At 46.3% G+C, this 26,371-nt stretch carries 42 protein-coding genes; 40 read left to right on the plus strand and 2 right to left on the minus strand.

Annotation, left to right across the window (positions count from 1 at the left end; genetic code table 11):
* The first annotated feature begins 31 nt into the window (after positions 1–31).
* Both fusA and tuf read left to right on the plus strand, forming a co-directional pair.
* Complete coding sequence (gene fusA / locus ACFVU8_RS28905) at positions 32–2,110, plus strand: elongation factor G (protein WP_387432039.1); 2,079 nt, start codon at positions 32–34, stop codon at positions 2,108–2,110.
* Between the two features lie 106 nt (positions 2,111–2,216).
* Entirely contained in the window at positions 2,217–3,407 is a 1,191-nt protein-coding gene (gene tuf / locus ACFVU8_RS28910; protein ID WP_387432042.1) for an elongation factor Tu, read from the plus strand.
* A gap of 167 nt (positions 3,408–3,574) precedes the next feature.
* On the opposite strand, the gene ACFVU8_RS28915 is transcribed toward tuf, so the two are convergent.
* The gene (locus ACFVU8_RS28915) at positions 3,575–3,916 is read right to left on the minus strand and encodes a cupin domain-containing protein (protein WP_387432045.1); all 342 of its coding nucleotides are present in this window, start codon (positions 3,914–3,916) and stop codon (positions 3,575–3,577) included.
* Between the two features lie 33 nt (positions 3,917–3,949).
* Positions 3,950–4,396 carry a V4R domain-containing protein gene (locus ACFVU8_RS28920; protein ID WP_387432048.1) on the minus strand — a complete coding sequence of 149 codons (447 nt, stop codon included), beginning with the start codon at positions 4,394–4,396 and terminating at the stop codon, positions 3,950–3,952.
* Between the two features lie 167 nt (positions 4,397–4,563).
* Here ACFVU8_RS28920 and ACFVU8_RS28925 point away from each other — a divergent pair, with 167 nt between their 5' ends.
* The 38 genes from ACFVU8_RS28925 (at position 4,564) to sat (ending at position 26,370) form a co-directional block, all read left to right on the plus strand.
* On the plus strand, positions 4,564–5,289 hold the full coding sequence (locus tag ACFVU8_RS28925; RefSeq protein WP_387432050.1) for a Crp/Fnr family transcriptional regulator: 726 nt from the start codon (positions 4,564–4,566) through the stop codon (positions 5,287–5,289).
* A gap of 318 nt (positions 5,290–5,607) precedes the next feature.
* Positions 5,608–6,858 (plus strand): protoglobin domain-containing protein, encoded by a 1,251-nt coding sequence (locus ACFVU8_RS28930; protein WP_387432053.1) that lies wholly within the window; start codon positions 5,608–5,610, stop codon positions 6,856–6,858.
* Between the two features lie 245 nt (positions 6,859–7,103).
* Positions 7,104–7,412 (plus strand): 30S ribosomal protein S10, encoded by a 309-nt coding sequence (gene rpsJ, locus ACFVU8_RS28935; RefSeq protein ID WP_017692074.1) that lies wholly within the window; start codon positions 7,104–7,106, stop codon positions 7,410–7,412.
* A 41-nt stretch (positions 7,413–7,453) separates the two neighbouring features.
* On the plus strand, positions 7,454–8,077 hold the full coding sequence (gene rplC, locus ACFVU8_RS28940) for a 50S ribosomal protein L3 (RefSeq protein ID WP_066367635.1): 624 nt from the start codon (positions 7,454–7,456) through the stop codon (positions 8,075–8,077).
* Positions 8,078–8,102: 25 nt separating this feature from the next.
* Complete coding sequence (gene rplD, locus ACFVU8_RS28945; RefSeq protein ID WP_387432056.1) at positions 8,103–8,726, plus strand: 50S ribosomal protein L4; 624 nt, start codon at positions 8,103–8,105, stop codon at positions 8,724–8,726.
* On the plus strand, positions 8,726–9,019 hold the full coding sequence (gene rplW, locus ACFVU8_RS28950) for a 50S ribosomal protein L23 (RefSeq protein ID WP_019908225.1): 294 nt from the start codon (positions 8,726–8,728) through the stop codon (positions 9,017–9,019). The genes rplD and rplW overlap by 1 nt, the downstream gene beginning before the upstream one ends.
* 27 nt (positions 9,020–9,046) lie before the next feature.
* The gene (rplB, locus tag ACFVU8_RS28955) at positions 9,047–9,877 is read left to right on the plus strand and encodes a 50S ribosomal protein L2 (protein WP_066367631.1); all 831 of its coding nucleotides are present in this window, start codon (positions 9,047–9,049) and stop codon (positions 9,875–9,877) included.
* A gap of 76 nt (positions 9,878–9,953) precedes the next feature.
* Positions 9,954–10,232 carry a 30S ribosomal protein S19 gene (rpsS, locus tag ACFVU8_RS28960; protein WP_019908227.1) on the plus strand — a complete coding sequence of 93 codons (279 nt, stop codon included), beginning with the start codon at positions 9,954–9,956 and terminating at the stop codon, positions 10,230–10,232.
* A gap of 31 nt (positions 10,233–10,263) precedes the next feature.
* A complete protein-coding gene (rplV, locus tag ACFVU8_RS28965) occupies positions 10,264–10,596 on the plus strand; it encodes a 50S ribosomal protein L22 (RefSeq protein WP_019908228.1) in 333 nt (110 codons plus the stop codon).
* Positions 10,597–10,610: 14 nt separating this feature from the next.
* Positions 10,611–11,276: a 30S ribosomal protein S3 gene (rpsC, locus tag ACFVU8_RS28970; protein WP_175370343.1), complete on the plus strand. Its 666-nt coding sequence runs from the start codon at positions 10,611–10,613 to the stop codon at positions 11,274–11,276.
* Positions 11,277–11,278: 2 nt separating this feature from the next.
* Positions 11,279–11,713, plus strand: coding sequence for a 50S ribosomal protein L16 (rplP, locus tag ACFVU8_RS28975; protein WP_066367625.1), 435 nt, complete (start codon positions 11,279–11,281; stop codon positions 11,711–11,713).
* A complete protein-coding gene (rpmC, locus tag ACFVU8_RS28980) occupies positions 11,703–11,900 on the plus strand; it encodes a 50S ribosomal protein L29 (RefSeq protein WP_066367623.1) in 198 nt (65 codons plus the stop codon). The genes rplP and rpmC overlap by 11 nt, the downstream gene beginning before the upstream one ends.
* A 43-nt stretch (positions 11,901–11,943) precedes the next feature.
* On the plus strand, positions 11,944–12,210 hold the full coding sequence (gene rpsQ, locus ACFVU8_RS28985; RefSeq protein ID WP_066367620.1) for a 30S ribosomal protein S17: 267 nt from the start codon (positions 11,944–11,946) through the stop codon (positions 12,208–12,210).
* Between the two features lie 38 nt (positions 12,211–12,248).
* Positions 12,249–12,617 (plus strand): 50S ribosomal protein L14, encoded by a 369-nt coding sequence (gene rplN / locus ACFVU8_RS28990; RefSeq protein ID WP_066367616.1) that lies wholly within the window; start codon positions 12,249–12,251, stop codon positions 12,615–12,617.
* Positions 12,618–12,666: 49 nt separating this feature from the next.
* Positions 12,667–13,020 (plus strand): 50S ribosomal protein L24, encoded by a 354-nt coding sequence (rplX, locus tag ACFVU8_RS28995; protein WP_083205138.1) that lies wholly within the window; start codon positions 12,667–12,669, stop codon positions 13,018–13,020.
* Positions 13,021–13,050: 30 nt separating this feature from the next.
* Complete coding sequence (rplE, locus tag ACFVU8_RS29000) at positions 13,051–13,593, plus strand: 50S ribosomal protein L5 (protein ID WP_066367613.1); 543 nt, start codon at positions 13,051–13,053, stop codon at positions 13,591–13,593.
* Between the two features lie 48 nt (positions 13,594–13,641).
* Positions 13,642–13,827, plus strand: coding sequence for a type Z 30S ribosomal protein S14 (locus ACFVU8_RS29005; protein WP_036589425.1), 186 nt, complete (start codon positions 13,642–13,644; stop codon positions 13,825–13,827).
* Positions 13,828–13,859: 32 nt separating this feature from the next.
* The gene (gene rpsH, locus ACFVU8_RS29010; RefSeq protein WP_039877390.1) at positions 13,860–14,258 is read left to right on the plus strand and encodes a 30S ribosomal protein S8; all 399 of its coding nucleotides are present in this window, start codon (positions 13,860–13,862) and stop codon (positions 14,256–14,258) included.
* A gap of 30 nt (positions 14,259–14,288) precedes the next feature.
* Positions 14,289–14,831, plus strand: a complete 543-nt coding sequence (gene rplF / locus ACFVU8_RS29015; RefSeq protein ID WP_066367610.1) for a 50S ribosomal protein L6 — start codon at positions 14,289–14,291, stop codon at positions 14,829–14,831.
* An 83-nt stretch (positions 14,832–14,914) separates the two neighbouring features.
* Complete coding sequence (gene rplR / locus ACFVU8_RS29020; RefSeq protein ID WP_175370342.1) at positions 14,915–15,283, plus strand: 50S ribosomal protein L18; 369 nt, start codon at positions 14,915–14,917, stop codon at positions 15,281–15,283.
* Positions 15,284–15,310: 27 nt separating this feature from the next.
* The gene (gene rpsE, locus ACFVU8_RS29025) at positions 15,311–15,808 is read left to right on the plus strand and encodes a 30S ribosomal protein S5 (RefSeq protein WP_066367590.1); all 498 of its coding nucleotides are present in this window, start codon (positions 15,311–15,313) and stop codon (positions 15,806–15,808) included.
* 14 nt (positions 15,809–15,822) lie between these two features.
* Positions 15,823–16,008: a 50S ribosomal protein L30 gene (gene rpmD, locus ACFVU8_RS29030; RefSeq protein WP_175370341.1), complete on the plus strand. Its 186-nt coding sequence runs from the start codon at positions 15,823–15,825 to the stop codon at positions 16,006–16,008.
* Between the two features lie 41 nt (positions 16,009–16,049).
* Positions 16,050–16,490 (plus strand): 50S ribosomal protein L15, encoded by a 441-nt coding sequence (rplO, locus tag ACFVU8_RS29035; protein WP_066367583.1) that lies wholly within the window; start codon positions 16,050–16,052, stop codon positions 16,488–16,490.
* Positions 16,490–17,788, plus strand: coding sequence for a preprotein translocase subunit SecY (secY, locus tag ACFVU8_RS29040; RefSeq protein WP_175370340.1), 1,299 nt, complete (start codon positions 16,490–16,492; stop codon positions 17,786–17,788). The genes rplO and secY overlap by 1 nt, the downstream gene beginning before the upstream one ends.
* A gap of 96 nt (positions 17,789–17,884) precedes the next feature.
* Positions 17,885–18,529, plus strand: a complete 645-nt coding sequence (locus ACFVU8_RS29045) for an adenylate kinase (RefSeq protein WP_066367572.1) — start codon at positions 17,885–17,887, stop codon at positions 18,527–18,529.
* A gap of 4 nt (positions 18,530–18,533) precedes the next feature.
* The gene (map, locus tag ACFVU8_RS29050) at positions 18,534–19,286 is read left to right on the plus strand and encodes a type I methionyl aminopeptidase (RefSeq protein ID WP_175370339.1); all 753 of its coding nucleotides are present in this window, start codon (positions 18,534–18,536) and stop codon (positions 19,284–19,286) included.
* A gap of 11 nt (positions 19,287–19,297) precedes the next feature.
* Positions 19,298–19,606: a KOW domain-containing RNA-binding protein gene (locus ACFVU8_RS29055; RefSeq protein WP_066367562.1), complete on the plus strand. Its 309-nt coding sequence runs from the start codon at positions 19,298–19,300 to the stop codon at positions 19,604–19,606.
* 2 nt (positions 19,607–19,608) lie between these two features.
* The gene (gene infA / locus ACFVU8_RS29060) at positions 19,609–19,824 is read left to right on the plus strand and encodes a translation initiation factor IF-1 (protein ID WP_006212898.1); all 216 of its coding nucleotides are present in this window, start codon (positions 19,609–19,611) and stop codon (positions 19,822–19,824) included.
* A gap of 53 nt (positions 19,825–19,877) precedes the next feature.
* A complete protein-coding gene (gene rpmJ / locus ACFVU8_RS29065) occupies positions 19,878–19,991 on the plus strand; it encodes a 50S ribosomal protein L36 (protein ID WP_003322638.1) in 114 nt (37 codons plus the stop codon).
* A 19-nt stretch (positions 19,992–20,010) separates the two neighbouring features.
* Entirely contained in the window at positions 20,011–20,379 is a 369-nt protein-coding gene (rpsM, locus tag ACFVU8_RS29070) for a 30S ribosomal protein S13 (protein WP_066367557.1), read from the plus strand.
* 19 nt (positions 20,380–20,398) lie between these two features.
* Entirely contained in the window at positions 20,399–20,794 is a 396-nt protein-coding gene (gene rpsK, locus ACFVU8_RS29075) for a 30S ribosomal protein S11 (protein ID WP_066367554.1), read from the plus strand.
* 130 nt (positions 20,795–20,924) lie between these two features.
* Complete coding sequence (locus ACFVU8_RS29080) at positions 20,925–21,869, plus strand: DNA-directed RNA polymerase subunit alpha (RefSeq protein ID WP_175370338.1); 945 nt, start codon at positions 20,925–20,927, stop codon at positions 21,867–21,869.
* 33 nt (positions 21,870–21,902) lie between these two features.
* Entirely contained in the window at positions 21,903–22,268 is a 366-nt protein-coding gene (gene rplQ / locus ACFVU8_RS29085; protein ID WP_066367544.1) for a 50S ribosomal protein L17, read from the plus strand.
* 185 nt (positions 22,269–22,453) lie between these two features.
* Entirely contained in the window at positions 22,454–23,245 is a 792-nt protein-coding gene (gene truA, locus ACFVU8_RS29090; RefSeq protein WP_175370337.1) for a tRNA pseudouridine(38-40) synthase TruA, read from the plus strand.
* 192 nt (positions 23,246–23,437) lie between these two features.
* The gene (rplM, locus tag ACFVU8_RS29095; protein ID WP_175370336.1) at positions 23,438–23,875 is read left to right on the plus strand and encodes a 50S ribosomal protein L13; all 438 of its coding nucleotides are present in this window, start codon (positions 23,438–23,440) and stop codon (positions 23,873–23,875) included.
* A 20-nt stretch (positions 23,876–23,895) separates the two neighbouring features.
* Entirely contained in the window at positions 23,896–24,288 is a 393-nt protein-coding gene (gene rpsI, locus ACFVU8_RS29100; RefSeq protein WP_175370335.1) for a 30S ribosomal protein S9, read from the plus strand.
* A gap of 178 nt (positions 24,289–24,466) precedes the next feature.
* Positions 24,467–25,159: a phosphoadenylyl-sulfate reductase gene (locus ACFVU8_RS29105; RefSeq protein ID WP_066367531.1), complete on the plus strand. Its 693-nt coding sequence runs from the start codon at positions 24,467–24,469 to the stop codon at positions 25,157–25,159.
* A 38-nt stretch (positions 25,160–25,197) separates the two neighbouring features.
* Positions 25,198–26,370: a sulfate adenylyltransferase gene (gene sat / locus ACFVU8_RS29110; RefSeq protein WP_387432058.1), complete on the plus strand. Its 1,173-nt coding sequence runs from the start codon at positions 25,198–25,200 to the stop codon at positions 26,368–26,370.
* Position 26,371 lies beyond the last annotated feature (1 nt).

Consider the following 26,371-nt stretch of genomic DNA (forward strand, 5'->3'; position numbering starts at 1 on the left):
ATAACTTCTATTTTGGAAGGAGATCCATTCCATGGCAAGAGAGTTCTCCTTAAAAAATACACGTAATATCGGGATCATGGCGCATATTGATGCTGGTAAGACTACTACCACTGAGCGGATTCTTTTCTACACAGGCCGTACGCACAAAATCGGTGAAGTTCACGAGGGTGCAGCTACAATGGACTGGATGGAACAAGAACAAGAGCGCGGAATCACGATTACTTCCGCTGCTACAACTGCTGCGTGGAAAGGTCACCGCATCAATATCATTGATACCCCAGGGCACGTTGACTTCACTGTTGAAGTTGAACGTTCCCTGCGTGTATTGGATGGGGCAGTAGGCGTATTTAGTGCGAAAGAGGGCGTTGAGCCTCAGTCTGAAACCGTATGGAGACAGGCTGACCGTTACAACGTTCCACGGATCGCATATGTAAACAAAATGGACATTATCGGTGCGGACTTCCTTAACGTAATCGAAACTATGCGTGATCGCCTTCAAGCCAATGCAGTTGCTATTCAATTGCCAATTGGTGCAGAAAGTGATTTCACTGGTATTATCGACCTTGTTGAGCAAAAAGCACACATGTTCAAAGATGATCTTGGCCAAAACATCGAAGTAACGGATATTCCGGAAGAATATTTGGCCCAAGTTGAGGAACTGCGTACCGAGTTGATCGAGAAAGTTGCTGAACTTGATGAAGATCTGACTATGAAGTATCTGGAAGGCGAAGAAATTACAATTCCGGAAATCAAAGCTGCAATTCGCAAAGGCGTAGTTGAAGTTAAGATTTTCCCTGTAATCGCGGGCTCTTCCTACCGAAATAAGGGTATTCAGCTTATGCTGGATGCTGTTGTTGATTACTTGCCATCTCCTGTGGACGTACCAGCGATTCAAGGTCACCTTGATGACGGTACAGAGACTGTTCGTCATTCTTCGGATGAAGAGCCGTTTGCTGCATTGGCATTTAAAATCATGACAGACCCTTATGTAGGTAAACTTACATTCTTCCGCGTGTACTCCGGTGTTCTGGAGTCCGGTTCTTATGTAGTTAACGCTACTAAGAACAAGCGTGAACGTATCGGCCGTATCTTGCAAATGCATGCGAACAGCCGCCAAGAAATCTCCATTGTATATTCCGGTGATATCGCGGCAGCCGTTGGTTTGAAAGACACAAGTACAGGTGATACACTCTGTGATGAGAAACACCCGGTAATCTTGGAGTCCATGAACTTCCCTGATCCGGTTATCGAAATCGCAGTTGAACCAAAAACCAAAGCTGACCAAGATAAATTGGGTGTTGCTCTCGGTAAGTTGACAGAAGAGGATCCTACTCTTCGCGCTCACACTGACGAAGAAACAGGTCAAACTATCCTGGCAGGTATGGGTGAGCTTCACTTGGATATTATCATCGACCGTATGCGCCGCGAATTCAAGGTAGAAACCAACGTGGGTAAACCACAGGTTGCTTACCGTGAAACATTCAAAGCTCCAGCACGCGTTGAAGGTAAATTCGTTCGCCAATCCGGCGGTCGCGGTCAGTATGGTCACGTATGGGTTGAATTTGAACCTCTCGAGCCGGGTACTGGCAGCCAATTCGAAAGCAAAATTGTCGGTGGTTCTGTACCAAGAGAATACATCGCACCTGCTCTTGCCGGTATTGAAGAGCAAATGAAAAACGGCGTACTTGCAGGCTTCCCGCTTGTAGACGTTAAGGCTACCATCGTAGATGGTTCTTATCATGATGTTGACTCCAACGAAATGGCATTTAAAATTGCCGGTTCGATGGCGCTTAAAGCAGCTAAAGATAAGTGTAAACCTATCTTGCTTGAGCCAATCATGAAAGTGGAAGTAACTGTTCCTGAGGAATACATGGGCGACGTAATGGGTATGTTGAACTCCCGCCGTGGACGGATCGAAGGTATGGATTCCCGTGGTGGTGCTCAAATTATTCGTGCGAAGGTACCTCTTTCCGAAATGTTCGGATACTCCACAACTCTCCGTTCCGGTACTCAAGGACGCGGCGTATTCTCGATGGAGCTTTCTCACTATGAAGAAGTTCCTAAATCCATTGCGGAAGAGATCGTTGTTAAGAACAAAGGCGGAGAATAATTACCCGTTTTAACTTGCCGTCCGATATACCGATCAGTCATCTAGATAAACTTGTAGGCGGACGGCTCTAATAAATAGGAAAACATATTAAGGAGGAATTGTTCAAATGGCAAAGGCAAAGTTTGAACGTACTAAACCACACGTTAACATTGGTACTATTGGTCACGTCGACCATGGTAAAACAACTCTGACTGCTGCAATCACTACTGTATTGTCCAAAACTTACGGTGGTGCTGCTGTAGCATTCGACCAAATCGATAAAGCTCCAGAAGAGCGCGAGCGCGGTATCACTATCTCCACAGCTCACGTTGAATATGAAACTCCTGCTCGTCACTACGCACACGTAGACTGCCCTGGTCACGCCGACTATGTTAAAAACATGATCACTGGCGCAGCGCAAATGGACGGAGCTATCCTGGTTGTATCCGCAGCTGACGGCCCTATGCCACAAACTCGCGAGCACATCCTGTTGTCCCGTCAAGTAGGCGTTCCTTACATCGTTGTCTTCTTGAACAAGTGTGATATGGTTGAAGACGAAGAGTTGTTGGAATTGGTTGAAATGGAAGTTCGCGACTTGCTGAGCGAGTATGACTTCCCAGGCGACGACACTCCAATCATCCGTGGTTCCGCTCGTGAAGCTCTTCAAAACCCAGAAGGCGAATGGGCTCAAAAAGTTGTTGAAATGTTCAACATCATCGATGAGTACATTCCACTTCCAGAGCGTCAAACTGACAAGCCTTTCTTGATGCCTGTCGAGGACGTATTCTCCATCACTGGCCGCGGTACTGTGGCAACTGGTCGCGTAGAACGCGGAACCATTAAAGTGGGCGAAGAAATCGAAATCGTTGGTATTCACGAAGAAACTAAGAAATCCGTAGTTACGGGCGTTGAAATGTTCCGTAAATTGCTGGATTCCGCTCAAGCGGGCGACAACATCGGAGCTTTGCTTCGTGGTGTAGACCGTAACAACATCGAGCGTGGCCAAGTATTGGCTAAACCAGCTTCCGTAAAGCCACACACTGAGTTCAGTGCTCAAATCTACGTTCTGACTAAAGAAGAAGGTGGCCGTCACAAGCCTTTCTTCACTGGTTACCGTCCACAGTTCTACTTCCGTACAACTGACGTAACTGGTATCATCAACCTGCCAGAAGGTACTGAAATGGTTATGCCTGGTGACAACATCACTGTAACTGTTTCCCTGATCTCCCCAATCGCGATTGAAGAAGGTACTAAGTTCTCCATTCGTGAAGGTGGCCGTACAGTTGGTGCCGGTGCAGTAGCATCCATCACTAAGTAATTTAGCTCTATCCGTTAGGATAGTCGCTGAACATAAGGACAGAGGATCTTCTCACGAAGATCCTCTGTTTTTTTATATACATTGATACGTAGATACATAGGGACATGCAAAAAAACTCTGCTTCGCTGAATGCGGCAACAGAGTTTTCTTAGTGACAACATACATATCTATAAGTTGCAAGTATAGGCTGCATCAGGAATCTTGCATAATACGACATGCAGACTTGCTGGTATTTCTCCGCTGTTATGAAAAGCGAATGCTTCCTCTCCACAGATGTGGATAACCTCGCCTTTGATGATCTCATTATCGACTCCGTCCACAGTGACTGTGCCGTTGCCATCAAGCACCAGAATGTAAACATCAGTTCCTGGATGCGTATGTGTGGGCAATTGCTGTCCAGGCAGGAAATTTAGTACGAACAAGACACTTTCGCCTTCTTGAAAGAGAATCCTTTTTGTAAAACGATCCTCTTGGTATTGAATAGCTTCGGATAATATCAATTTCTGCATAAGTAATTCGTCCTTTCCTCACGGATTATTTAGTTACAGCCTAATTTCATACTCACAGTGCTCATGCCCACTAGCATTGCACTTGATCTCTCTGATCGGAATTTTACGTCCCATAATTTTGGACATAGCCCCCTCAAGGATTGCACCTTCTAAATCACAGATCATTTGTTCCCCAAGCTCAGGTAGCCCTTTGCAAAAACAGTCATCAACAGCGATATTGATCTTGTGTTCATCCCTGTAAACAATCCGTGGAACGCCAATTTTCAATTCCTCAAACAGCTGCAGCAGCTCGTCTAAATTTTGCACTGGCAGACTCTCTCCGATTTTGCGCCCAATAGTCAGTGTAGTTGCCTTGCCTCCCATAGGAAGCCCCTGGTTTAGTCCGATAAGGCGTATCGTGCGGAATAGCTCTAGTGGAACCATATTACCAAGCTGAGCGCGGTTCATTTTCTTCATATCTTCAAAGCTGTATTGCAGCATAAGCATTCCCTCCTGAATAATCTTTTTCCTATATGCCTATTGTGACAGCCAAAAGAAATGGAGTCCTTGATATAGATCAATTGTTCAAAATCATCGTGAGGGGGATCACATGGGATAAAGATAACCCTTTGTTATGGTAGAAATATCATTTTAAAGGGAGGCAGAACATGTCCTGTTCTAGTTGTTATTTATCTTCCTGTGTTCGGCGTGTACCGGTATTTAAAGGTCTAGCAGATGCAGAAGTAGCACTTATAGAGGGAATTACTCAGTCGAAGCGCTATAGAAAGGGAAATCTGGTATGTGCTGAAGGTGAACGATCGGATGCTTTATTTGTATTGCATACGGGGATGATTAAACTTACTCAAAGCAGCAGGGATGGAAAGGAGCATATTTTGCGGTTTCTGTTCCCGGGGGATTATTGTGGTCAGTTCTCCATGCTGAAGAACACAGAGAGTTATGTTAATGCGGAGATGCTGGAAGAGGGTACGGTATGTTCCTTGCGTAGAGAACAGTTTCTTCCTTTATTGGCCGGTAATGCGACACTGGCTTATAACTTCTTACTGTCGATGAGTGAGCAGCTTCATTATGCGGAAGATTGGGCTGGAGCAATGCATATGCTAGAGGTGGAGCAGCGACTGGCCAAAATCATCATGTACTTCTATTCAAAGGATGCAGCAGTTCTGGCACATAAGGCTCATCCAAGAAAGATCCTTTTGCCGGCATCCAAAAAAGAAATCGCAGCAATGATCGGAACAACCGCAGAAACGCTAAGCCGAAAACTCAATCTATTTGCTAAGTGGAAATGGATTGCGGTAAGTAAACGAGTGATTGATATTTTAGACTTGGATGCCTTAATTGGGATGAGTGAGATAGGAATGAGTAGAAAAATGTAATGAATCAAAAGATGCGCCCTATAACAGGATAAGCGAAATGAGAAATGATAAATTTAAGATGCATAATTCGACATAAAATGAGAAATAATTTGTTTTATTTGCGTTATTACAACATAATTCTACAAGAAACCTCTTAAAATTCTTTACAGTGCATAGATGGGTAAGATAGTATGAGGGTATAAATCATTGTAAAATGATAGGGATTTGGGGAGTGTTATTATGGGGAAATGTCCGTTTTCTTTTATGCACACTTTAGCTTCACGAAGGAATAATGCAAAACCGCCCGATATAAATTCCTTAAATGATCCTGCTCTCTTAATGCCTGCTAATGGGACCTTCCACAGTCTTGAAGGGCATGAGGAGCTTAATGAGCAAATGAGAATGATTGATCTTACGAAAGAAGATTTAGCTCAGCTGCAGCAGGTTAAGCCGATTCTTGAACGCAATATTGATTACATCATTGATCACTTCTACGACTCGGTGTTAGGCGTCCGCAAGTTAGAGGCCATCATTAAGGAACACAGTAGTATTGAGCGGCTGAAAAAGACGCTGCGCGATCACATCATCGAAATCTTTGACGGTAATGTTAATGAAGAATATATTGCTAAACGCCTCCACATTGCAAACATCCACAAGAGAGTTGGGCTGGAGCCCAAATGGTACTTATCCGCTTTTCAGAACCTCCAAAATGTATTTATCACTGTTATGCACAATGAAGCAAGCAACGATCAGGAACGAGTGGCCTTTGTCCAGACTGTGACTAAGCTCTTGAATCTGGAGCAACAACTAGTGCTGGAAGAGTACGAGAAAGAGAACATCCGTGAGAAGGAACTGCAGTATCAGACTGTTAAAAATGAACTGAAGCAGAAAATAGCTGAATTCAGTGGTGAACTGGTAGATCTCAGTATTGATACCAACGCAGCTGTAGAGCAACTGGTGGCCAGTAGTAATGAAGTTAATGATACATTCAAGCGTACAGCTGCTTCCGCCCAAGAGTCACAGGAGATGGCGCAGGATGGACGAGAGCATTTGAGTGATCTCACAGAACGGAATAATTATATTTATGAGCGGAGCGAGGCGATGGAGCTGTCGGTGAATGAACTCTCCAGTTCCTCTAAGCAGATCCAAAAGATTGTGGCTGCTGTACAGGAGATTGCCGACCAGACCAAGATTCTTTCTTTGAATGCTACTATAGAGGCGGCCAGGGCCGGTGAGCATGGACGGGGCTTCGCTATAGTCGCGCAGGAGGTCAGTCGGCTTGCGGAAGATACGAAGAGCACAGTGGTACTGATTGGAGAGCTAACGAGCAAGTCCGGCCTTCTCAGTCAACAGGTGGTGGAGGAGATCCGCAAGGTACAGGAACTTACTAAAAGCGGTAAGCAGAAATCTATGGAGACCAGTCGACTCTTCTCTGAGATTGTGGAAGCTATGCAGAGCAGTACTCAGGAGATTGTTACGGTAGAAGAGGAAATAAGAACTCTAATCCAGACGATTGAAGGAATCGGGTCCACAACGGCCCAGTCCGCGTCCTCGGCAGTGTTTTTTAAATCAGCTACGGAAAATCTTTAACATATATATAGAAGAAACAAGTTTTATGACCAAAATTAACGCTGCATAAGAAATTTATGCGCGTTTTTTTATTTTCGCTTGCAAAGTATCCGCCTATTCTATATAATAATAAATGTTGTTCTGAGACGTTGCGATGATGTGAGAGGTTACTGACACACCCGGCCCCTTTGCCATGGGGACGAACGTCGGAAAATTTTCACGGAGTATGTCCGATACCAAATTGGGCGATAGAAGGAGGGACTAAAATGGCAAAGCAAAAAATTCGTATTCGCTTGAAAGCATACGACCACAGAATTCTTGATCAATCCGCAGAGAAGATCGTTGAAACAGCAAAACGTTCGGGTGCTGGTGTATCCGGGCCGATCCCGCTGCCAACTGAGAAGCAAATCATTACTATTCTCCGTGCGGTGCACAAGTACAAGGATTCCCGTGAACAGTTTGAACAACGGACTCACAAACGTTTGATCGATATTGTGAACCCAACACCACAAACTGTGGACGCCTTGATGCGCTTGGATCTGCCGTCCGGTGTAGATATCGAAATCAAATTGTAATACTAACATTAGGAACTTAGGAAAAGAAAAGAGGTGTCAACATGAAAGGTATCTTGGGAAAAAAACTCGGTATGACTCAAGTGTTTACTGCGGAAGGTAACGTAATTCCTGTTACTGTTATCGAAGCTGGACCTTGTGTGGTACTGCAAAAGAAAGACCTGAATATCGACGGATATGAAGCAGTGCAGTTGGGCTTTTCCGATAAGAAGGAAAGTCGCTCCAACAAGCCTGAACAAGGTCACGCCAAAAAGGCAAATGCAACACCTAAGCGCTACGTTCGCGAAATTCGCGGTGTTGATCTCGGGGCACTCGAGGTTGGACAAGAGCTTAAGGCTGACATTTTCGCGGAAGGCGAATTTGTTGACGTAACCGGTACAACCAAGGGTAAAGGTTTCCAAGGTGTTATCAAACGTTGGGGACAAAGCCGCGGACCAATGGCCCACGGTTCCCGTTACCACAGAAGACCTGGTTCCATGGGTTCGATCCAAGCTAACCGTGTTCCTAAGGGCAAACGCCTTCCAGGTCACATGGGCCACACGACTGTGACGGTTCAAAAGCTTGAAATCATCCGCGTGGATGTAGAACGTAACGTATTGCTGGTTAAAGGCGCGATTCCGGGCCCTAAAAACAGCTTTGTGAAAGTGAAACAAACTGTTAAGAAATAATTCCTGAAGAAAGGAGGAACATGAAATGCCAAAAGTAACACTTTTTAATATCAGTGGTAACGAAGTTGGCGAAGTTGAACTGAGCGAAACAGTATTCGGTATTGAGCCGAACGTGCACGTGCTGCATGAAGCTGTATTGCTGCAAAGAGCTTCCCTTCGTCGTGGAACACACAAAGTTAAAGGACGTTCTGAAGTACGTGGCGGCGGACGTAAACCTTGGAAACAAAAAGGTACAGGTCGTGCTCGTCAAGGCTCCATTCGTTCCCCACAATGGAAAGGCGGCGGCGTAGTCTTCGGACCAACTCCTCGCAGCTATTCCTGGAAACTGCCTAAGAAAGTTCGCCGTTTGGCTATTAAATCCGCGTTGTCCTCGAAGGTTCTTGAGAACGACATTATCGTATTGGATAGCTTGACATTGAATGCTCCGAAGACGAAAGAATTCGCAGCGATTCTGAACAATCTGAAAGTAGAGCGCAAAGCGTTGATCGTAGCTGACAGCTACAACGATAACGTAGCTCTCTCCGCTCGTAACATCCCTGGGGTGAAATTCGTAGCGGCTGACGGCATCAATGTTCTTGACGTACTGTCGTACGACAAACTGATCATCACCAAGGAAGCAGTTCTGAAGGTAGAGGAGGTGTTCGCATAATGAAAGATCCTCGTGATATTATCAAACGTCCGGTGATTACGGAACGCACTTCCGAATACATGAGCGAATTGAAATACGCTTTTGAAGTGGATATTCGTGCTAACAAGACCGAAATCAAGAAAGCCGTTGAGGCGATTTTCAAAGTTAAAGTAGTTAGTGTGAACACAATGCGTGTACCTGGCAAACTGAAACGTTATGGCAAATACTCCGGATACACTCCAGAGTGGAAAAAAGCCATCGTTAAGCTGAGCCCGGACAGCAAACCGCTCGAATTCTTTGAAGCGGTAGAATAATACTCTTAAAGTAAGGAGGGAAATATAGTGCCAATCAAAAAGTACAAACCGACCTCTCCGGCCAGACGCGCAATGTCCGTGTCTACGTTTGAAGAAATCACAACAAACCAGCCAGAGAAATCGTTGCTTGCGCCACTGAGCAAAAAAGCGGGCCGCAACAACCAAGGTAAAATTACGGTTCGTCACCACGGCGGCGGACACAAACGTAAATACCGTATCATCGACTTCAAACGTACGAAAGACGGCATACCTGGTAGCGTTGCTACAATCGAGTATGACCCGAACCGTACATCCAATATTGCTTTGATCCACTATGCTGATGGAGAGAAACGCTACATCATCGCTCCTAAAGGCCTTAAAGTTGGGGATAAGATCGAGTCTGGCCCTAAAGCCGACATCAAAATTGGTAACACCCTTCCACTGGAAAACATTCCGGTTGGTACAGTTATCCACAACATTGAGTTGAAACCAGGTAAAGGCGGACAATTGGTTCGTGCTGCTGGTACAGAAGCTCAATTGCTTGGTAAAGAAGAGAAATACGTATCCGTTCGCTTGAACTCCGGTGAAGTTCGTAAGATCCTGAGCGTTTGCCGCGCAACGATTGGTTCCGTAGGTAACGAAGATCACGAATTGATCAAAATCGGTAAAGCTGGACGCAGTCGCTGGCTTGGCCAACGTCCTGAAGTTCGAGGGGTAGTAATGAACCCTAACGATCACCCACACGGTGGTGGTGAAGGCCGCGCTCCAATCGGACGTAAATCGCCTATGTCTCCTTGGGGTAAACCAACCCTTGGTTACAAAACGCGTAAGAAAAACAAGGCATCTGATAAATATATCGTTCGCCGCCGCACGAAATAAGACGCTTCTGGCAGTAAGTTAAGCGCGAAGCGTCGATTCGCGGTTTGAAGATTTGTCATGAAGGGAGGATTCATACATGGGTCGCAGTTTGAAAAAGGGACCATTTATCGATGGTTACCTGCTGAAAAAAGTTGAGGAACTGAACGCGGCAGACAAGAAAGTCGTTGTTAAAACTTGGTCCCGTCGCTCCACTATTTTCCCTCAGTTTATCGGACATACGTTTGGTGTATATGACGGCCGTAAACACGTGCCAGTATACGTAACGGAAGATATGGTAGGTCACAAATTGGGCGAGTTCGCGCCAACACGTACTTACAAAGGCCACGCGGGTGACGATAAGAAAACAAGAAGATAATTAAGTTCTTCGTTCGAGAGGAGGGAAAACAATGGAAGCAAAAGCACATGCTAGATCGGTGCGCATTTCTGCTCGTAAAGCGAAATTGGTTGTTGACTTGATTCGCGGTAAGCAAGTTGGAGAAGCGATTGCAATTCTTCGCCACACTCCGAAGTCGGCTTCTCCAGTGGTTGAGAAGTTGCTTAACTCGGCAATTGCGAATGCTGAGCACAACTATTCTATGGACGTGAACAGCTTGTTCGTTAGCGAAGTTTTCGTTAACCAGGGTCCTACAATGAAACGTTTCCGTCCACGCGCCATGGGCCGCGCTAGCCGGATCAATAAACGCACAAGCCACATTACTTTGGTGGTATCTGAGAAATAAGGGAGGGATAACGTGTGGGTCAAAAGGTAAATCCAGTCGGACTCCGGGTCGGTATTATTCGCGATTGGGAATCTAAATGGTATGCAGGTAAAGATTTCGGTACTCTTTTAATGGAAGACGTCAAAATCCGTGAATACCTTAAAGGCAAATTGAAAGATTCCGCTGTTTCCCGCATCGAGATTGAAAGAGCGGCAAACCGTGTGAACGTAACAATTCATACTGCTAAGCCAGGTATGGTTATTGGTAAGGGCGGCGCAGAAGTAGAAATTCTTCGTAGCGCAGTTACTGCTATTGCCGGCGGTAAGAAAGTACACATCAACATCAATGAAATCAAACACCCTGAATTGGATGCAATTCTGGTTGCTGAAAGCATTGCACAACAATTGGAGCGTCGCGTATCGTTCCGTCGTGCGTTGAAACAAGCAATTCAAAGAACTATGCGTTCCGGTGCAAAAGGGATTAAAACACAAGTTGGCGGACGTCTTGGCGGCGCTGAGATTGCCCGTTCAGAAGGTTATAGCGAAGGAACAGTTCCACTTCATACGCTTCGTGCCGATATCGATTACGGAACGGCTGAAGCACATACAACTTACGGCCGTATCGGCGTAAAAGTATGGATCTACCGTGGAGAAGTTCTTCCCCCAGCTAAGAAACAAGCTGCTCAGGAAGGAGGCAACTAATCATGTTGGTACCAAAACGCGTTAAACACCGCAAGCAACAACGCGGTCACATGAAAGGTATGGCAAAAGGCGGCACCACGCTGAACTTCGGCGAATACGGTCTGCAAGCTCTGGAGCCATCTTGGATCACTAACCGTCAAATCGAAGCTGCACGTATCGCAATGACACGTTACATCAAACGTGGCGGTCAAGTGTGGATTAAGATTTTCCCGGATAAGCCAATTACTCAAAAGCCTCTTGAGGTTCGTATGGGTAGTGGTAAAGGTAACGTTGAGAAATGGGTAGCCGTAGTTAAACCGGGCAAGATTATGTTCGAACTCGGAGGCGTTTCGGAAGAAATCGCTCGTGAAGCTATGCGTCTTGCCGCTCACAAGCTGCCTGTTAAAACTAAGTTTGTGAAACGTGAAGAAGTGGGTGGTGAAGCAAATGAAAGCTAATGAACTTCGCAACTTAACCACTGCCGAGATTGAACAAAAGATCGCCGGATTCAAGGAAGAGCTTTTCAATCTCCGTTTTCAATTGGCAACTGGCCAACTGGACAACCCGACTCGGATTCGTGATGTGCGTAAGGAAATAGCTCGTGCTAAAACCATTATCCATCAAAGAGTACTTGGGATTAGTTAAGTGAGGGCGGATATAGTATCCGAATTCAGGAAGGAGGCTAACTATGAGTGAAGAGCGTAATGCACGTAAAGTGCTGGTTGGTAAAGTAGTCAGCGACAAAATGGATAAAACCATCGTAATTGCTGTTGAAACCTATAAGAAGCACAATTTGTATCACAAACGCATCAAGTCTACGAAGAAATTCAAAGCACATGATGAAGAGAATGTAGCTAAGATTGGTGATGTCGTTAAAGTCATGGAAACTCGTCCATTGTCTAAGGACAAACGTTGGAGACTGGTTGAAGTGGTAGAAAAAGCGATTATTATCTAAGATAGCTAACAAAGCCTTTCCGGAAGGAGGAAAATATAATGATTCAACCATTTACACGTTTGCATGTGGCTGACAACTCTGGTGCGAAGGAACTGATGTGTATCCGCGTACTGGGTGGTACTGGACGCCGTACAGCAGCAATTGGCGATCTGATCGTTTGCTCGGTAAAACAAGCAACACCAGGCGGCGTTGTCAAAAAAGGTGATGTAGTTAGAGCAGTAGTTGTTCGTACTAAACGTTCGGTACGTCGTAAAGACGGATCTTACATCTCTTTTGACGAAAACGCAGCTGTTGTTGTTAAAGACGACAGAAGCCCACGCGGAACGCGTATCTTCGGACCAGTTGCTCGCGAACTTCGCGATAAAGACTACATGAAGATCGTTTCCTTGGCACCGGAAGTTATCTAATACACACGGTTCTAATAAAACCGAAGGTTAGTCATAGGAGGTGTAATAAATGCCTAGAGTGAAAAAAGTTCTGGAATCCCATAACAATAAACTGCACGTGAAAAAAGACGACGTGGTGCTTGTGATCAGCGGGAAAGACAAAGGTAAAAAAGGCCGTGTCATCGCTGCTTATCCTCGCCAAAACAGAGTCCTGGTTGAAGGCGTGAACTTGGTGAAAAAACACCAAAAGCCGAACCAGTTGAATCCACAAGGTGGAATCATCGAGCAGGAAGCTTCGATCCATGTGTCCAACGTAATGCACATTGATCCGAAGAGTGGTAAAGTAACCCGCATCGGTTACAAAGTATTGGATAACGGTAAAAAGGTACGGGTTGCTAAGAGATCCGGAGAGATTATCGACTAATCACCCTTAAGGAAAGGAGGTTAAATCTTCATGGCAGCAAGAATGAAAGAACGTTTTCTGAACGAAATTACACCTGCTTTGATGCAGAAGTTTAACTATTCGACTGTTATGCAAGTACCTAAGATCGAGAAGATTGTCATCAACATGGGTGTGGGTGACGCTGTTCAAAACTCCAAAGTACTTGATGCAGCAGTTAACGATATGCAATTGATCGCTGGTCAAAAGCCAGTTATCACTAAAGCTAAAAAATCCATCGCCGGTTTCAAACTGCGCGAAAATATGCCGATTGGGGTTAAAGTAACACTTCGCGGTGAGCGTATGTATTACTTCCTGGACAAATTGTTCAACGTAACGCTTCCACGCGTACGTGACTTCCGTGGTATTTCGACCAAAGCTTTTGACGGTCGTGGTAACTACACGCTTGGTCTTAAAGAACAATTGATCTTCCCCGAGATCGAATATGACAAAGTGGATAAAGTCCGCGGTATGGACATCGTTATCGTAACGACGGCAAAGACTGATGAGGAATCCCGTGAGTTGCTTACGCAACTGGGAGCACCTTTCGCAAAATAAAGTCGGTTAATCCATTTCTCCGAAAATGTTTAGGAGGTGTCAGGCTAAGTGGCAAAAACTTCAATGAAAGTTAAACAACAACGTGAGCCTAAGTTTAAAGTGCGTGCATATACACGCTGCGAGCGTTGCGGTCGTCCACATTCGGTACTGCAAAAGTTCAAAATTTGCAGAATTTGTTTCCGTGAATTAGCTTATAAAGGCCAGATCCCTGGCGTGAAAAAAGCAAGTTGGTAAGAAGTTTATAAACGGGAAGGAGGTTTACACACATGACTATGTCTGATCCTATCGCAGATATGCTAACTCGTATTCGTAACGCTAACATTGTGCGTCACGAGACAGTAGAAATGCCTGCTTCTACAATGAAGAAACAAATCGCGGACATCTTGAAGCGTGAAGGCTTCATTCGTGATGCTGAATTCGTTGAGGATAGCAAACAAGGGATTATCCGTATCTTCTTGAAATACGGCCCTAACCAAGAGCGCGTTATTTCTGGTTTGAAAAGAATCAGTAAGCCAGGCCTTCGCGTTTACACGAAGAGCAATGAAGTTCCTCGTGTACTCGGTGGCCTTGGAATCGCGATTATCTCCACATCCAAGGGAGTTATGACCGACAAAGAAGCTCGTCAATCTAAATCGGGCGGAGAAGTTGTCTGCTACGTTTGGTAATAAACGTCACAAGATAAGGAGGTGCAACACATGTCTCGTATTGGTCGCAAACCAATCGCAGTACCTAGCGGTGTAGATGTCACTTTGGACAACGCCGTTATTACAGTAAAAGGCCCTAAAGGCACTTTGACTCGTGAGCTTCATAAAGACATGAAGATTACGGTTGAAAATAACGAAATCACTGTTGTTCGCCCGTCGGATAACAAATTGCATCGTTCACTTCACGGCACAACCCGCTCCGTTGTCAACAACATGGTGAGTGGTGTGACTGAAGGTTTCTCGAAATCTCTGGAACTGGTTGGGGTCGGATATCGTGCAAGCAAATCCGGAGATAAAATCGTTCTGAACGTTGGTTACTCCCACCCGGTTGAAATTACACCGGAAGCGGGTATCGAGTTCGAAGTTCCTGCGAACACGAAGATCATCGTTAAAGGTATCGACAAAGAACGCGTAGGCGCTTATGCTGCCAAAATCCGTTCCGTACGTGAACCTGAACCGTATAAAGGTAAAGGTATCAAATATGAAGGCGAGCGTATCATCCGCAAGGAAGGTAAAGCCGGTAAGAAGAAATAATCGGCCCAATCTTAATTGTAAGATACCCCGTGCATCTTAAAGTGAAGCTGTTTACGGCAAACTGAAGGGAGTGAAAGGGAAGCATGATTACAAAAGAGGACAAAAACAAGGCTCGTCTCAAAAGACACCTGCGTGTTCGTAAGAAAATTCAGGGAACTACTGAGCGTCCACGTTTGAATGTGTTCCGTTCTTCGAAACACATTTACGCTCAATTGATCGATGATGTTACAGGCGTTACTATCGTATCTGCCTCTACACTTGATAAAGAACTGAGCGGTAGCATCGGTAATGGCGGCAGTGTTGAAGCTGCAAGCAAAGTAGGTCAATTGATCGCTGAGCGCGCTAAAGCAAAAGGTCACGCAGTGGTTGTATTTGACCGCGGTGGATACTTGTACCATGGACGGATTCAAGCATTGGCAGATGCAGCTCGCGAAGCTGGTCTTGAATTCTAGAATAATTCTTAAAAGGAGGTTAACGACTTGCGTGTAGATCCGAACAGTTTAGAGCTGACAGAAAGAGTTGTACACATTAACCGGGTTGCTAAAGTTGTAAAAGGCGGACGCCGTTTCAGCTTTAGTGCATTGGTTGTTGTGGGCGATGGCAACGGCTACGTCGGAGCGGGTATCGGTAAAGCCGGCGAAGTACCGGAAGCCATCCGCAAAGGCATTGAAGATGCTAAGAAAAACCTGATTCACATTCCAATCGTAGGAACTTCGATTCCTCACTTGGTTACTGGTCACTTCGGCGCAGGACGCGTGTTGCTGAAACCAGCATCCGAAGGTACGGGCGTTATCGCTGGCGGACCAGTTCGTGCGGTATTGGAATTGGCAGGCGTTGGCGACATCTTGACAAAATCTTTGGGTTCTTCGAACTCCATGAATATGGTCAATGCAACTTTGGAGGGTCTTTCCCGTCTGAAGCGCATTGAAGAGGTCGCGAAACTTCGCGGCAAATCTGTCGAAGAACTGCGCGGTTAAGGAGGGGAACGTCAATGGCAAAATTGCAGATTACCCTCGTACGCAGCGTAATTGGACGTCCTGAAACACAACGTGTTACAGTTAAGACGCTCGGCCTGCGTAAACTCAATTCGACAGTGGTTCACAATGACAATCCCGCAATTCGCGGAATGATCAACAAAGTGAGCCATTTGGTATCTGTTACTGAAATCGAAGGCTAAATCCTTCGTAATAAATTAACAACAATAAGGAGGTGCAAACGATGAAGTTACATGAACTTGCTCCTGCTCCAGGGTCCCGTAAAGAACGCAACCGCGTTGGTCGCGGTCCTAGTAGCGGTAACGGTAAAACTTCCGGTCGCGGTCATAAGGGTCAAAACTCCCGTTCCGGCGGTGGTGTTCGTCCGGGCTTCGAGGGTGGTCAAAACCCACTCTACCGTCGTCTGCCTAAACGTGGTTTCATCAATCCTACCCGTAAAGAGTATGCGATTGTGAACCTTGAAGATCTGAACAACTTCGCAGAAGGAACTGAAGTAACTCCTGCATTGTTGCTGGAAACAGGCGTTGTCAAGAACTCCAAGAGCGGTATCAAAATCCTCGGCAACGGTGAACTATCCGTTAAATTGACTGTACAAGCAAATAAGTTCTCTCAATCTGCGGTAGAGAAAATCCAGGCTGCCGGCGGTAAAACCGAGGTGATCTAATGTTCAAGACGCTTAAGAATATATGGCATGTTGAAGATTTGCGCAAAAAGATCCTATTCACCCTGTTCGTTTTGATCATCTACCGCATTGGATCGTATGTACCGGTTCCAGGTGTAAACAAGGATGTTTTGCAGTCGGCTAATCAGACAGGCGAAGCGTTGATGAGTCTTTTGAACACCTTCTCCGGAGGAGCGCTCAAGAACTTCTCAATATTTGCGATCAGTATTTACCCGTACATCACAGCATCCATCATCGTGCAGTTACTGTCGATGGATGTTGTTCCTAAGTTTGCTGAATGGGCAAAACAAGGGGAGCACGGGAAAAAACAACTGGCCCAAATTACGCGCTATGGTACTGTAGTATTAGCTTTGATCCAAGGTTTTGCCACGTCTATCGGGTTTAACCGGATTTATAGTGCTGAGATGATGCCGAATGCAACGTTTGCCGATTACTTGCTGGTTGCCATCATACTGACGGCGGGTACTTCCTTCCTGATGTGGCTAGGTGAACAAATCACTGAAAAGGGTATCGGAAACGGGATCTCGATCCTGATTTTTGCGGGAATCGTCGCAGGCGTTCCGGGACATATAGCAGCTACGGCTCAGTCCAGCTTTATTCAGCCGGATCAGATGTTCCTGAATATTCTTAAAGTCGTGATTGTTGTGATCGTGCTTGTGGCTATTGTTGCAGGAGTAATCTTTGTACAACAAGGTATACGGAAAATTCCTGTACAATATGCCAAACGCGTAGTCGGCAACAAGATGTATGGTGGACAGAACACGCATATTCCGCTGAAGATTAACGCAGCGGGCGTTATCCCTGTCATTTTCGCTGTATCCCTACTGCAATTCCCAGTTGTACTCTCCAGCTTCTGGTCAACACATGAGTGGGCAAAATGGGTTGCTGGCAACCTGAAGTTTAATGAGCCCCTCGGTATGGTTCTGTATATTGTGATGATCATCGGATTTACGTTCTTCTATACGTTCGTTCAGATGAACCCACAGCAGATGGCTGACAACATGAAGAAGAATGGTGGATACATTCCGGGAATTCGTCCTGGTAAAGCTACGGAGAAATACTTGACCAAGGTAATGTCCCGTCTGACTATGTCAGGCGCGTTGTTCCTGGCTCTGATTTCCGTACTTCCTGTATTCTTCGGGAAGATCTCCGGGTTGCCTGATTCGGTTCAAATCGGTGGTACATCGATTCTGATCGTGATCGGGGTGGCATTGGATACAATGAAACAGATTGAGAGCCATTTGATCAAACGCCATTACAAAGGCTTCATCAATAAATAGGCGATAGGTTCCGGTGAGGCTTAAGCAACGAAGACTTCCCGGCACCTATTGTGCTGTTTCTTGCTTGGTGGCGAACTTTGGAGGGAGAGAGAAATCGTGAACTTTTTATTCATGGGCCCTCCTGGGGCAGGCAAGGGAACACAAGCAGCTGTGGTCGTGAAGGAACTTGGTATTCCTCATATCTCAACTGGAGACGCCTTTCGCTTGGCAATCAAGCAGGAAACTCCAGTGGGACTTAAGGCCAAGTCCTATATCGATCAGGGTTTGCTTGTACCAGATGATGTGACCATTGGAATCGTGGAAGAACGGCTTCAGCAGTCCGATTGCGAAAAAGGTTTTTTATTGGACGGTTTTCCAAGAACCCTTTCGCAAGCGGAAGCGCTGGATGGAATCCTGAGTCGTTTGAACACTTCCTTGGATCATGTGATCAACTTGAATGTTGACCGCGGCCTGCTTATGGCACGTCTTACGGGACGTCGAATTTGCAGTGTGTGTGGAGCATCCTATCATCTGATCTTCAACCCGCCAAAGCAAGAAGGCATTTGCGACATTGATGGCGGCGAGCTTTATCAACGTCCAGATGACAACGAAGAGAGCGTAGGAAAGCGTCTGGATGAGTACGACAACAAGACAGCGCCTCTGCTCACGTTTTATGAAAATAAAGGTCTTTTGCGTCAGGTGAACGGGGAAAACGAAATCGATGTCGTTTCTTCCGAAATAGTGTCTTTACTGCGAGGTTAGTGTAATGATCATATGTAAGTCCGAACAGGAACTTGCCTTTATGAGGGAAGCTGGTCGAATTGTTGCCGAGAGTCACCGATTGATATCACAGGCCATTGAGCCAGGGATCACAACCGGAGAGCTCGACAGAATCGCCGATCAATACATTCGCAGTCAAGGTGCTGTGCCGTCTTTCAAAGGCTACAACGGTTTTCCTGCCAGCATTTGCGCTTCAGTCAATGAACAATTGGTGCATGGATTTCCGGGTAAACGCAAGCTGATCGAAGGCGATATCGTTACGCTGGATATCGGCGCAGAGTACCGCGGTTATCACGGTGATTCCGCCTGGACCTACGGGGTGGGCAGCATTTCCGAAGAGGCTCAGCGTTTGCTGGACGTTACGGAGGGCTCCCTGTACGCAGGACTGGCGTTAGTTAAGCCGGATGTGCGCTTGTTTACAATCTCCCACGCCATACAGAAATACATTGAAGAAGCCGGGTTTTCGGTGGTACGCGAGTATGTTGGTCATGGCATTGGGGCAGAACTGCATGAAGAACCGCAAATTCCTAATTATGGCGTAGCGGACCGCGGACCAAGGCTTAAACCTGGCATGGTGCTGGCGATTGAGCCGATGGTAAACGTGGGTGAACGGTATGTCAAAACGCTGGAAGATAACTGGACGGTCGTTACGGTGGATGGTTCATTGTGTGCCCATTTTGAGCATACAGTAGCAGTTACTCCGGACGGCATGGAAATTTTCACAAAACTGAATGCGTAGGTGATCTTCATTTGAGTACTGGGAGCAGCCCGCAGGTTGGTCAATTGGTGAGAATTCTCAAAGGCAAGGATGCCGGAGAGGCTGCCATTGTTATCGCAGTTGTTGACAGCAGATTTGTATACATTGCCGATGGGGACAAACGCAAGTTTGACGGGCCGAAGAAGAAGAATATTCTTCATCTGGAGCTCATACCTTTCATCAGCAGTGAGGTTGTGGACAGTTTGAAAGAGACAGGAAGGGTAACCAATGGAAAGCTGCGTTTTGCAGTGACTAAATATGGTGATCCCGAAGGAATAAGCGCGAAAGAGAAAGGAGACTAACTGTGGCTAAGGAAGATGTCATTGAGGTGGAAGGTACGGTCATTGAGCCGTTGCCGAATGCAACATTTAAGGTTGAACTGGAAAACGGTCATCAAATACTTGCCCATGTATCCGGTAAATTGCGGATGCACTTTATCCGTATATTGACCGGAGACAAAGTGGTCGTGCAGTTATCGCCTTATGATTTAACTAAAGGTCGTATAACTTACCGTAAATAGATGGGAACTACGAAAAAAGTTTTGCTTCGCAAAACTTTGAGGAGGTAATTAGCATGAAGGTAAGACCTTCTGTAAAGCCCATTTGCGAGAAATGCAAAGTCATCCGCCGCAAAGGGACTGTTATGGTAATTTGCGAAAATCCGAAACACAAACAAAAACAAGGTTAAGAAGGGGGTGTAGCGTAAAATGGCTCGTATAGCTGGAGTGGATTTGCCACGTGACAAACGCGTTGAGATCGCCTTGACTTATATTTTCGGAATCGGTAAAACGACTTCCCAGAAAATTCTTAATGAAACAGGCATTAGCGCTAATACACGTGTCCGTGATTTGACGGAAGATGAAGTCAGCAAACTGCGTGAAACGATCGACAAGTCCGTTAAGGTTGAAGGTGACCTTCGTCGTGAAATTTCCTTAAATATTAAGCGTCTTACTGAGATCGGCTGTTACCGCGGTGTTCGTCACCGTCGTGGATTGCCTGTTCGCGGTCAACGTACTAAAACGAATGCCCGTACCCGGAAAGGCCCGCGTCGTACGGTAGCAAACAAAAAGAAATAATAAGGGGGGATAAGAGACAATGGCTAAACCGAAAAAAGTCGTACGTACCAAACGTCGCGACCGTAAAAATATCGAGAGTGGCGTGGCACACATTCGTTCCACGTTCAACAACACCATCGTTACCATCACGGATCCTCACGGTAATGCAATTTCCTGGGCTAGCTCCGGCGGCCAAGGATTCAGAGGTTCCCGTAAATCGACTCCATATGCAGCGCAAATGGCAGCCGAGACAGCAGCGAAAGCCGCTATGGAACACGGCATGAAATCCGTTGAAGTTATGGTTAAAGGACCGGGTGCGGGCCGCGAAGCAGCCATCCGTTCCCTTCAAGCCGCTGGTCTTGAAGTTAACCTCATTAAAGACGTTACTCCAGTTCCTCACAATGGATGCCGTCCGCCAAAACGCCGCCGCGTATAGTGAAATCAGTATCGTGATTGTGGTATAATTCTGACGCATCTGCTAATAATAGGTGTTTAGGCATACTACATGATGCACCTGATGGGTGACAGTTTCATATAGGAGCGACGTTTGAAGGAGGGGTACACTCGTGATAGAAATTGAAAAGCCGAAGATTGAGACCGTAGAAGCCAATGAAGAAGGAACCTATGGGAAATTCGTAGTTGAACCGCTGGAACGTGGATATGGCACGACTCTGGGGAACTCGCTTCGCCGGATACTGCTGTCCTCCCTACCGGGAGCCGCAGTGACTTCGGTCCAAATTGACGGTGTTCTGCATGAGTTCTCCACCGTTCCTGGCGTAATGGAAGATGTGACGGAAATCATTTTGAACCTGAAAGCTCTCTCCCTGAAGATTCATTCAGATGAGGAGAAAGTGTTCGAGATTGATGCTGAAGGGGAAGGCGTCGTGACCGCAGGTGATATCCGTGCGGACAGCGACGTTGAGATCCTGAACCCGGATCTTCATATTGCAACGCTGGGACCTGGTGCGAGACTTCACATGCGAATTTTTGCAGGCCGTGGTCGTGGCTATGTCCAAGCGGACCGGAACAAACGCGAAGACCAGCCAATCGGCGTTATCCCGGTTGACTCCATCTACACACCTATCTCTCGTGTTAACTACGTCATTGACAACACTCGTGTTGGCCAAGTAACCAACTATGACAAATTGACGCTTGAGATCTGGACAGATGGTAGTATCAGACCGGAAGAGGCTGTAAGCCTCGGAGCCAAAATTTTGAACGAGCACCTCGTATTGTTCGTAGGACTTACGGATGAAGCGAAAGACGCCGAAATTATGGTTGAAAAAGAAGAAGACAAAAAAGAAAAAGTGCTTGAGATGACAATCGAAGAGCTTGATCTTTCTGTCCGTTCCTACAACTGCCTCAAACGCGCTGGTATCAACACCGTGCAGGAGCTTACCACGAAGACAGAAGAAGATATGATGAAGGTGCGTAACCTTGGTCGTAAATCTTTGGAAGAAGTTCAGGAAAAGCTTGAGGAACTCGGTTTAGGACTCCGTACAGAAGAATAGCGATCAGATTGCTATAGTAAAGGAGGGAATAGAATGGCATACCAAAAATTGGGCCGTGATTCCAGTGCGCGTAAAGCTTTGTTTCGTGACTTGGTAACGGATCTGTTCTTGTATGAGCGTATCCAAACAACGGAAGCCAAAGCGAAGGAAGTTCGTTCCATCGCTGAGAAACTAATCACTAAAGCGAAAAAGGGCGATCTTCATGCTCGCCGTCAAGTAGCTGCATTTGTACGTCGTGAGACTGTTGATGGCGAACAAGATGCAATCCAAAAATTGTTCTCTGATATTGCTCCTCGTTACACAGAGCGTCCAGGTGGATACACTCGTATCATGAAACTGGGACCTCGCCGTGGCGATGCTGCGCCTATGGTTTACCTTGAGCTGGTAGACCGCGCGTAGTAACGGAGGTATTGATTTCCGGCAACCCCAGAGATCATTTTCCTCGGAAAATGGTTCATGGGAAAGAAAAGTGTTATTGTGCAGCAGGGGCTTATAGGCCCTGCCGTACAACTAACCGCGGGAATCGCCTTGTTAGAGTAGAAGGAGCTCCCGCAGGGGCTCTTTTTTTTGTAAAGGAGAATGGAATGCGTAATCTATTGATGAAGGTCAATTATGACGGAACGACTTATGATGGCTTTCAGACCCAGCCACAGGGCAATACGATTCAAGACCGGCTGGAAGAGGCTATACTCCACTTGACGGGCGAAGACCTCAAGATACATGCTTCAGGACGCACGGATGCCGGAGTACATGCATACGGCCAGCCGTTCAATTTCATCACCTCCTCGCAAATTCCGCTGGAACGCTGGTGTCTGGCTCTGAATGCGAGATTGCCGCAGGATATTGTGGTTACGGAAGCGAGAGAAGTCCCGCTGTCGTTCCATTCCCGGAGAAGCGCAAAGCGCAAGACCTACCGGTATACGATTAACGCGAATCAGTTCCCGGATCCTTTTCAGAGACGCTGGCAGCTGCATCATCCGGGTATCCTGGATGTATCAGCCATGCAGCAGGGATTGACCCATCTTTTGGGTACACATGACTTTACTTCATTTGCTTCACGGCATTCGACGAAGACATCACATGTTCGAACAATCTATGAGGCGCATATGGAGGTAGACACAAGTATGTGTAGGCCGAATCCCCGGGATCAGGGAGTTATTCATGTTTTTATTACCGGGAGTGGTTTCTTGCAGCATATGGTCCGTATTATTATGGGAACGCTGATCAATGTGGGTCAAGGGAAATGCCCTGCAGATAAAGTAGCACATATTCTGGCAGCTTGTGATCGTGGTGCAGCAGGCCCTACAGCTGTGGCTAATGGGCTTACGCTGTGGAGCGTAGAATATGAAGAGGCCGATTATAAAAAAGCTGATTGAAACCTAAGTTTCACTTGCACTTGTGATGCTTATACTGTAGAATAAAAGTTGTGTTTTCTTGATGGCTATCCCACAGCCCCGATCAAGATTACACCCACAACTGCTTTACACTAACATTCACAATTGTAATTCAATGAGAAACAAGATATACGAAACAGATGATTTTCGTACGAGAACAAGGAGGAAACATTCATGCGTACCACCTATATGGCGAAGCCAAACGAAGTTGAACGCAATTGGCACATCATTGATGCCGAAGGCAAAACACTTGGTCGTTTGGCAAGCGAAGCCGCTGCTTTGATCCGTGGCAAACACAAACCGCAATTCACTCCACACGTTGATACAGGAGATTTCGTAATTGTAATCAACGCTGAGAAAATTGAATTGACTGGTAAGAAATTGGAGAACAAAAAGTACTATCGTCACTCGATGCACCCGGGCGGATTGAAAGTTACTACTGCTGGTGAATTGCTTAAGACTAAACCTGAGCGTGTTCTTGAATCTGCTGTTCACGGTATGATTCCTAAGACTCGTCAAGGCAATCAAATGAAGTTGAGATTGAAAGTCTATGCAGGCGCTGAGCATCCACATGCAGCACAAAAACCTGAAGTTTACGAACTTCGCGGATAAGAATAAGGGAGGACAGTTTCATGGCACAAGTACAATACTATGGGACAGGTCGTCGTAAACATTCGGTAGCACGTGTTCGCCTTGTACCGGGTGAAGGACGCATTGTCATTAACAAACGCGATATCAACGAATATTTCGGTTTGGAAACACTCAAACTGATCGTAAAACAACCTTTGAACCTGACTGAAACCCTGAACAGCTACGATGTAATCGTACTGGCTCATGGTGGCGGTATCTCTGGTCAAGCTGGCGCAATCCGTCACGGAATTTCCCGTGCATTGCTGAAAGCTGATCCTGAATTCCGTCCATCGCTGAAGAAAGCCGGCTTCCTGACTCGTGACCCACGTATGAAGGAACGTAAGAAATACGGCCTTAAAGCAGCTCGTCGTGCTCCTCAGTTCTCGAAACGTTAATATCTATACAAGAAGACCCTTTTCCTTTGGAGATGGGTCTTCTTTTTATATTATTATTTTCTGGGCAAATGTTTATTTCATCCAATTTCATTGACATCTACAGGGAAAGTTATATACTATTCCATATAAAAATAGTTGGGATTAATAAGGTTTTTCTATAAGGATGGGGGAATTAAATATGAATCTGCTTGAGAAGGAAGATTTGATCAAGATCAAGGCTGATGAATTGGAAAATGCCTCTCCCGAGGAAATTATTCGCTGGGCAGTAGACACCTTTCCTAATATAACGTTTGCCTGCAGCTTTGGCGCAGAAGATGTGGTTTTGGTGGATATGCTCCAAAAAGTCAGCCCTTCTACAGATGTGTTTTACCTCGATACCGATTTTCATTTCAAAGAAACTTATGAAACCAGAGACGTAATGTCAGAGAAATATGGCTTGGAGTTTGTCCGTGTAGCTCCACAAATCACTCCGCAGGAGCAAGCACTTCAGTACGGTGATGCGCTATGGAGTACAGATCCCAATCAATGTTGCGGTATCCGTAAAGTTGAACCGCTCACGCGAATTTTGTCTCAGTATGAGGCATGGATAACAGGAATTAGACGTGATCAGGCACCTACCCGTGCCAATGCCAAAAAAGTCGAGTACGATTATAAGTTCGGCCTAGTCAAATTCAATCCAATTGCTGACTGGACAAGTGAAGATGTCTGGAACTACATCCGTGAGAATAATGTGGTCTATAACCCACTGCATGACCAGAATTACCCGAGTATCGGTTGTGAATATTGCACAAGACAGGTTATGCCAGGTGAAGATCCGCGTGCAGGACGTTGGTCAGGGTCGGAGAAAACCGAATGCGGTTTGCACAAATGAGGCATACTGCCGCAACAACACAGAAGGGGAGAGTATAGATGACTTCAATACTGCCGCATGGCGGAACACTGGTCGGGCGCGTAGCAGAAGGGGCAGAGCGCGAGAGACTGCTGCAAGCCTCAGTGCATAACAAAACGATCGCTATTAACACTTGGACAATCTCTGATCTTGATCTTATAGCAGTGGGAGCTTTTTCGCCGCTCACGGGCTTTCTGAATGAGCAGGACTACCATTCCGTTGTTCAGAATATGCGTCTGGCGAATGGTACGGTATGGAGCATTCCGATAACACTGGCTGTGGAGGAAGAAGTTGCGGCCGGCCTTAGTGTAGGAGAGCAGGTCACGCTGGTAGGACAGGAAGATGGTGTGATTTACGGAGTGCTGGACGTTGAGAGCCTATATAACGTGGATCAGCTTGTAGAAGCACAGCATGTCTTCAAGACTACGGACCCCGAGCATCCGGGTGTGAGCAAGCTATTGGCGCGTCCCTCCACTTATGTTGGCGGACCCATTACTGTTTTGAACCGTCCACAACCGGCGAAGTTCGGAGAATTCTATTTCGACCCTGCGGAGACCCGTAAAATATTCGCGGATAAGGGCTGGAGAACGGTTGTAGGCTTTCAGACACGCAATCCGGTGCACCGTGCTCATGAGTACATCCAGAAGTGCGCTATGGAGGTTGTAGACGCGTTGTTCCTGAACCCGCTAGTTGGCGAGACCAAGTCGGATGATGTTCCGGCCAATGTACGGATGAAAAGTTATTTGGTTCTTTTGGAGAATTATTATCCGGAAGATCGTACTTTTCTTGGTGTGTTTCCGGCTGCCATGCGTTACGCAGGCCCACGGGAAGCGATTTTCCATGCCATGGTGCGTAAAAACTACGGATGCACCCATTTCATTGTTGGACGTGATCATGCGGGGGTAGGCGATTACTATGGCACTTACGAAGCACAGGAGATCTTCACGAACTTTACCGCTGATGAACTTGGGATAACGCCATTATTCTTTGAACATAGTTTTTTCTGCAAAAAATGCGGCAATATGGCTTCGAACAAAACTTGCCCGCATCCAGGAGAAGATCATTTAACCCTGTCCGGCACCAAAGTGCGGGGGTTGCTGCGTGAGGGCACTTGCCCGCCACCAGAATTCACCCGTCCAGAGGTCGCCCAGGTGTTAATTGAAGGGATGTCACCGGAAGCCTCCGTTCGATAAA

This window comes from Paenibacillus sp. NPDC058177 (genome assembly GCF_042883835.1).
Lineage (GTDB): Bacteria > Bacillota > Bacilli > Paenibacillales > Paenibacillaceae > Paenibacillus_AQ > Paenibacillus_AQ agri.